Here is a 6,584-nt window from a genome sequence, read left to right as displayed (position 1 = left end):
GGGGTGGAGTTCGACGGAGACGAGACCCAAATTTTGGTCTCGTTATACGGAAAAGTATACGGAAAAAACACGAGATTGGGGGATGCCATCAGAGACTCCGTGAAACAACAAAACGCATAAACCATTGTTTTTATTGGGTTAATTTCTGATTTCGTGCGATTTCATGACACAAAGCGAAACCCGAGTTCGACTGCCGCCCTCTCCGCCACACAAAGCTCGTAAGCGCTTGATTGCTAAGGGAATTGAAGTTTTTAGCAGGCAGTACGTATCAAAGTAAATTTCAAAAGCCGTAGCGAGAAATCGTTGCGGCTTTTGTCTTTTCGGGGGCGCTCTAGGGATTCTTACATGGACGTCTCCAGAAGAGCAAGATTCGGCGGTGTGAAGGTCTGAAGGGTTTGCAGTCTTACATACGGCCTGTCGGTGCAGGGGTTTCGTCCTGCTGGCTCTGATGGCATTCGCGGGTGAGGATCCTGTCTGCATATCGGGCTTGATGCCCTTTATCCCTATCGGATTGCCCCCACCCCGGTTTGACCTGTTGACCCATCACATCGCTTGTTGCGTGCTCTCCTTCAAAACGGTTTCTTGGCGTTTGGTGTGTTCAGATCATCGTTGCGGTCTTAGGCTGCGGCGATGTCAACCGGATTCCATCTCACCGGGTCGAAGGTCTTGCCTTTGACAAGGACTGCCCAAGCTGTTCGGGCCAGTTTGTTGGCCAGTGCTGCGACCACTACGCTGTAGGGGCGGCGCAGTAAAAGCCGCTCGGTCCAGCCGCTTCGCTGACTTCTGGCAATGACCGAGCGAGCACCGTGCATCAACATGGTCCTCACATAGGGGTCGCCGCGCTTGGAGATCCCCAACTGCCGGGTCTTCCCGCCGGTGCCAGTCTGTCGGGGCGTCAGACCCAGCCAGGCGGCAAACTGCCTGCCCGAATCGAAGCTGGACAGATCGGTCGCTGTGGACACCAAGGCTGTCGCGGTCAACGGACCGATGCCCGGGATGGCTTGCAGTGCCTGCATGTGCTGGTTCTGCTTGACCATCGAAGCCAGGCGTTTGTCCAACTGGTCGATGTCGTCCTGCAGACTGTCGATGCGACGCAGTTGATCCTGAACGCTGACAACCACCACCTCGGGCAGCTTCGCCTGTTCCTGGGCTTTGGCCAGTTCGTCGTGAATGTGCTTGAGCAACACGCGATGCCCCTCGGGCAGCACGATGCCGAACTCGTAGAGCAAGCCGCGCAACGCGTTGGTTTGCATGATGCGCACCTTCATGAGCTGAGCACGCATGCGGTGCAGGGTCAGACAGGCTTGCTGCTGCTCGTTCTTGACCGGCACGGCCTTGATGTGAGGTTGCTGGGCCGCGACCCAGATGGCCTGGGCATCACGGGCATCGGTCTTGTCGCGCAGGACAAAGGGACGGACATGTCTGGCAGGCAGCAGCTTCACTTCATGCCCCAGTGCCTGCAGCGTTCTGGCCCAATGGTGTGCACCGCCACAGGCCTCCATCGCGACAAGCGAGCTGTGACGATTGGCAAAGAACGTGGTAACCCGGTCACGCCTGAGTTTGTGTCGTGTGACCTCGCCGGTCTCTGCGTCCGTTACGTGCAGCTGGAACACGTTCTTGGCAATATCCATTCCGATGACTGGCAGCGTTGCGGTAGATTGCATGGTGGGGCCTCCGGTTCTCCAGTGGTTGCGACGAACTTCCACTTTGGCACTTTGATGCCGTTACCGCGAGGCCCCACTTTGTATCGATTCATGGGCCAGCGCCATCAACGGCGGTGTAGGTGGAGACGTCCATGCCATCTGCACGAATCATCGCGCCGCGTGCATCTGCGGACTCGGGTGGTCTGCGGCGTTGCAATGCCTTTCAAGGTGTTGCTTGTTTTTTGATAGCTTGTGGCGCTTTCTGGGCTTGGGTTTGCGGCGGTTTTTTCTCTGTTTTTGGCTTTGTTTCCCGGGGCCGGGACTCGCCCCGGCGGGCGACTCCCTTTTCTTGCTCGTGCAAGAAAAGGAAGCAAAAGAAGCACGCCCCTGCTGCCCGTATCCCCTTCGCTAAAGCGAAGGGGCAGCCTGCGGTGCTCGGGCGTGGGGCGGTGCCGCGTAACTCACTGCGCGCCTGCGGCGCTCCGTTCAAACAGACGCGGCAAGTCAGATCACGAAGCGCGTGTGTCCTTCGGCACACGCGCCCGCCCCACCCCCTGCGCTCCTCGGTACGGCCAGAAGGGGGTTGAAACCCGACACGGGCCATCGCTACGCTCGGCCTCGCGGGCGCGGGCGCTGCGCGCCGCGAAGTCCAGGCCGAGCGTAGCGATGGCCCGGATCGTCTCCACCCCCTTTCAGGCTGCGCCTGGGGCGAGGCGCTGGTGGGGTGGCATGCGCGAAGTCGCGCATGCTTCGTGAACTGACTCGCTGCGGTTGTTTGAGCGAAGCGCCGCAGGCGCGCAGCGAGTTCCGCAGCGCACCCCGCCAGCGTCTCGCCCCAGGTGTGCCCCGTAGCGCAGCGAAGGGGTCGCAGACTGCGGGGCGCGTTTCTTTGCCTCCTTTCTTGTCGCGTGACAAGAAAGGAGGTCGCCCGCCGGGGCGAGTCCCGGCCCCGGGAAACAAAGCCAAAAACACAGCCAAAACCGCAGAAAACCCAAGCCCAGCAAGCGCTGCAAGCTATCAAAAAACAAGCAGCACCTTGAAAGGCATGGTTGTCAATGCTCGGAATAGCTGCGGCGATTGCCGCGCTTTACGCCTTCCAGCCCATCCCCATCCGCAGCGCCCACTGACCCGCTTACCGCTCGATGCGTGCAGAGCATCCCTGGTTCTCTTCAGCTTCCATCACGCGCAGGCGGCTGGCCGGGAAGGTGGCGGAAAACACCGCGCCCTGCCCCAGCACGCTGGTGATGTCGAGCTGCGCGCCGTGGCGCTGCAGCGCATGCTTGACGATGGCCAGCCCCAGGCCGGTGCCGCCCGTCTCGCGCGAGCGGCTGCGGTCCACGCGGTAGAAGCGCTCGGTCAGGCGCGGTATGTGCTCGGGGGCGATGCCGGGGCCGGTGTCACGCACGGAAAAGCGCGCGCCGCCGCCCTCCAGCGGTTGCCACTGCACGGTGATCTGGCCGCCTGGCGGCGTGTAGCGCACGGCGTTGCTGATGAGGTTGGACAGGGCACTGTGCAGCTCGGCCACGCTGCCCGCGATCTCGCCCGCCGCGCGCAGTTGCGCGTCGCCGGGGAACTGCAGGCGGTGCGGCGTGGCGCCCTCGGGCGTGAGCAACTGCGACAGCGCGCGCGCCTCTTCCTCGCAGCGCAGCAGCAGCGCGCGCACGCTGGACCAGTCGCCGCGGCCGGGCAGCGGGCTGCCCTCCAGGCGCGAGAGCGTGAGCAGGTCCTGCACCACGCTGTGCATGCGCGCGCCCTGCTGCGCCATCAGGCCGAGGTAGCGCGCGCGTTCGGCGTTGGGCAGCTGCAGGGTCTGCAGGGTCTCGATGAAGCCCACCAGCACCGTGAGCGGGGTGCGGATCTCGTGCGACACGTTGGCCACGAAGTCGCGCCGCATGGCCTCGGCCTGCTCCAGCGCCGTCACGTCGCGCGAGAGCATGAGCTTGCGCCCGTCGCCATAGGGGTGCAGGTGCACCGACAGCTTGACCGGGTGCGAGGGCGTGCTCTCGCGCCCGGGCAACAGCAGGTCCTGGGTGAAGTCGCCCCCGGCGTAGTAGGCGTTGAAGGCGGGCTCGCGCAGCAGGTTGCCGATGGACTGCATCAGGTCGCGCTCGGCGTCGAGCCCGAGGTGCTGGGCCGCCGTCTGGTTGCACCACTCGATGTGGCCCTCGGCGTCGAGCAGCAGCACCCCGTTGGGCGAGGCCTGCAGCGCGGCCAGGAACTCCTGCAGGCGCGCATCGCTGGCCGCGGCCTGCTGCTGCTGCTGGCGCAGCAGCCGGCGCGTGCGCTCGACCGCTTCGCCCCACAGGCCGTGCAGCACGGGCGCGCGCGCCAGCGCGCCGTCCTGGCGCAGCCAGCGGATCACGCGCAGGCCGCGCCAGGACTCCCAGGCGAATGCCGCCCACGAGGCCAGCGCGATCCCCAGGGCGGCGCACCAGGCGCCGCCCAGCCATCCGCCCAGGGCGCCTCCGGCGAGCTGCAGGGCGAAGAAGAAGGAGAAGCGCCAAAGCATGGGGGCGTCCGCGGTGGGTTTATGAACGAAATCAGCCCTCAGGCCAATGCCAGCAAGCGCTGGCAGCTATCCATTTTGCAGTTGCGGCTGTGCCGTGAGGCGGTAGCCCGCGCCGCGCACGGTCTCCACCATGGCGCTGGCGGCGCCCAGGGCCTCGCGCAGGCGCTTGACGTGCACGTCCACCGTGCGCTCCTCGATGAACACGTGGTCGCCCCAGACCTTGTCGAGCAGCTGCGAGCGGCTGTGCACGCGCTCGGCATGCTTCATGAGGTAGTGCAGCAGCTTGAACTCGGTGGGCCCCACCTTGAGCGGCTGGCCCTGCCAGGTGACGCGGTGCGTGGCGGCGTCGAGCAGCAGCTCGCCGATGGCCACGCTGTCGCTGACCTGCTCGGGCGCCCGGCGGCGCAGCACGGCGCGGATGCGCGCCAGCATCTCCTGCGTGGAAAACGGCTTGGTGATGTAGTCGTCGGCGCCAGCGTCGAGCCCGGCTATCTTGTCCGGCTCGTCACCCCGGGCGGTGAGCATCAGGATGGGCACGGGCTTGGTGCGCGCGTCGGCGCGCCACTTGCGCGCCAGCTGCAGGCCGCTCTGGCCAGGCAGCATCCAGTCGAGCAGGATCACGTCGGGCAGCACGGCGTCCAGCTCGCGCTGGGCGGCGTCGCCGTCCTCGGCCCAGATGGGCGCGAAACCGTTGTGGCGCAGGTTCACGGCGATCAGCTCGGCGATGGCCGGCTCGTCCTCGACGATGAGCACGCGGGGAAACTTCTTCATATCACTTGTCCATTGCGCTGTGCGCTGCCTGCCAGCCTGGCGCTGCCCAAGCCAGCGGACGCCGCGCAAGGGCCGCCCCGCCGCGCTGGCGTCGTCCCCCTTCCCGCGTAGCGAGAGAAGGGGGGAGCGGCGAAGCCGCTCGGGGGGTTGTTCATAAAACAGCCGATTCAATTTCGGTAAGCGCGGTGTGGCGCACGTCCTTGCCCTTGACCAGATAGATGATCAACTCGGCCACGTTCTTCGAGTGGTCGCCGATGCGCTCGATGGCTTTGGCCAGGAACAGCAGGTCCAGGCTGGGCGAGATGGTGCGCGGGTCTTCCATCATGTAGGTGATGAGCTTGCGCACGAAGCCGTCGAACTCGCGGTCGATCAGGTCGTCTTCCTTGAGGATGTCCACGGCCGCCTTGGTGTCCAGGCGGGCGAAGGCGTCCAGCGCCTTGCGCAGCAGGCCCGAGGCCAAGTCGGCGGCCATGCGCAGATCGCTGCTGGGCAGCGAGCGCGCAGCGCCGCTTTCGATGATGGAGCGCACCATGCGCGCCATGCGCGTGGCCTCGTCGCCCATGCGCTCCAGGTTGGCCGTGGCCTTGGAGAAGACCATCAGCAGGCGCAGGTCGCGCGCCGTGGGCTGGCGCCGCGCGATGATGGTGGTGAGCTCGTGGTCGATCTCCACTTCCATCACGTTCACGCGGTTTTCCAGCACCTCCACCTGGGCCACGGCGTCGAGACTGAAGTTCGACAGCGCCGCGATGGCCTGGCGGATTTGCGATTCGACCAGGCCGCCCAGCTCCATGACGCGGGCGGAGACGCTGTTGAGTTCGCTGTCGAATTGCGTGGAAAGATGTTTCTCGGTCATTGTCGTGTCCTTCGCTGTCAGCCGAAGCGGCCGGTGATGTAGTCTTCTGTTTCCTTGCGCTGGGGCTTGAAGAACATTTGCTCGGTCGCGCCGAACTCCACCAGGTCGCCCAGGTACATGTAGGCCGTGTAGTCGCTGCAGCGCGCGGCCTGCTGCATGTTGTGGGTCACGATGACCACGGTGTAGTCGTTCTTCAGCTCGGCGATCAGTTCCTCGATCTTGGCGGTGGAGATCGGGTCCAGCGCCGAGCAGGGCTCGTCGAGCAGCAGCACTTCGGGCAGCACGGCGATGCCGCGCGCGATGCACAGGCGCTGCTGCTGCCCGCCCGACAGGCCCGAGCCGCTCTGGTGCAGCTTGTCCTTCACCTCGGTCCACAGGGCCGCCTTCTTCAGCGCCCATTCCACGCGCTCGTCCATGTCGGTGGCGTTGAGGCTCTCGAACAGCTTCACGCCGAAGGCGATGTTGTCGTAGATCGACATCGGGAACGGCGTGGGCTTCTGGAACACCATGCCGACCTTGGCGCGGATCAGCGCCACGTCCTGCTTGGACTGCAGCAGGTTCTCGCCGTCGAGCAGGATCTGCCCGTCGGCGCGCTGCTCGGGGTACAGCTCGAACATGCGGTTGAAGGTGCGCAGCAGCGTCGATTTGCCGCAGCCCGAGGGGCCGATGAAGGCCGTGACCTTCTTTTCGGGAATGTCGAGGTTGATGCCTTTGAGCGCGTGGAACTTGCCGTAGTAGAAGTTCAGGTCGCGCACCGCGATCTTGGAGGGCACGGGAGTGGTCGGATTGGAGGGCATGAAAGTCTTCC

General features: G+C 64.8%; 5 protein-coding genes. All 5 read right to left on the bottom strand.

Features of this window, described 5'->3' with window-relative positions; all coding sequences use genetic code 11:
- Window positions 1-617 precede the first annotated feature (617 nt).
- The 5 genes from YS110_22335 to pstB all read right to left on the bottom strand — a co-directional run bounded on the left by YS110_22335 (window position 618) and on the right by pstB (window position 6,573).
- The gene (locus YS110_22335) at window positions 618-1,664 is read right to left on the bottom strand and encodes an IS110 family transposase (GenBank protein ID UJB67296.1); all 1,047 of its coding nucleotides are present in this window, start codon (window positions 1,662-1,664) and stop codon (window positions 618-620) included.
- Between the two features lie 1,111 nt (window positions 1,665-2,775).
- On the bottom strand, window positions 2,776-4,152 hold the full coding sequence (gene phoR / locus YS110_22330) for a phosphate regulon sensor histidine kinase PhoR (GenBank protein ID UJB67295.1): 1,377 nt from the start codon (window positions 4,150-4,152) through the stop codon (window positions 2,776-2,778).
- Between the two features lie 66 nt (window positions 4,153-4,218).
- Window positions 4,219-4,923 carry a phosphate regulon transcriptional regulator PhoB gene (gene phoB, locus YS110_22325; protein ID UJB67294.1) on the bottom strand — a complete coding sequence of 235 codons (705 nt, stop codon included), beginning with the start codon at window positions 4,921-4,923 and terminating at the stop codon, window positions 4,219-4,221.
- 151 nt (window positions 4,924-5,074) lie between these two features.
- Complete coding sequence (phoU, locus tag YS110_22320) at window positions 5,075-5,776, bottom strand: phosphate signaling complex protein PhoU (protein UJB67293.1); 702 nt, start codon at window positions 5,774-5,776, stop codon at window positions 5,075-5,077.
- A gap of 17 nt (window positions 5,777-5,793) precedes the next feature.
- Window positions 5,794-6,573, bottom strand: coding sequence for a phosphate ABC transporter ATP-binding protein PstB (gene pstB / locus YS110_22315; protein ID UJB67292.1), 780 nt, complete (start codon window positions 6,571-6,573; stop codon window positions 5,794-5,796).
- Window positions 6,574-6,584: the final 11 nt, after the last annotated feature.

Source organism: Acidovorax sp. YS12 (assembly GCA_021496925.1).
Classification (GTDB): Bacteria; Pseudomonadota; Gammaproteobacteria; order Burkholderiales; family Burkholderiaceae_C; genus Paenacidovorax.
The sequence above is the reverse complement of the archived record's forward strand: the minus strand, read 5'-3'. Positions and strand labels throughout refer to the sequence as shown.

Bases quoted from the DNA above. Each gene is read 5' to 3' on its own strand.
- phoU (UJB67293.1), bottom strand. From the start codon at position 5,776: ATGACCGAGAAACATCTTTCCACGCAATTCGACAGCGAACTCAACAGC.
- YS110_22335 (UJB67296.1), bottom strand. From the start codon at position 1,664: ATGCAATCTACCGCAACGCTGCCAGTCATCGGAATGGATATTGCCAAG.
- phoR (UJB67295.1), bottom strand. From the start codon at position 4,152: ATGCTTTGGCGCTTCTCCTTCTTCTTCGCCCTGCAGCTCGCCGGAGGC.
- pstB (UJB67292.1), bottom strand. From the start codon at position 6,573: ATGCCCTCCAATCCGACCACTCCCGTGCCCTCCAAGATCGCGGTGCGC.
- phoB (UJB67294.1), bottom strand. From the start codon at position 4,923: ATGAAGAAGTTTCCCCGCGTGCTCATCGTCGAGGACGAGCCGGCCATC.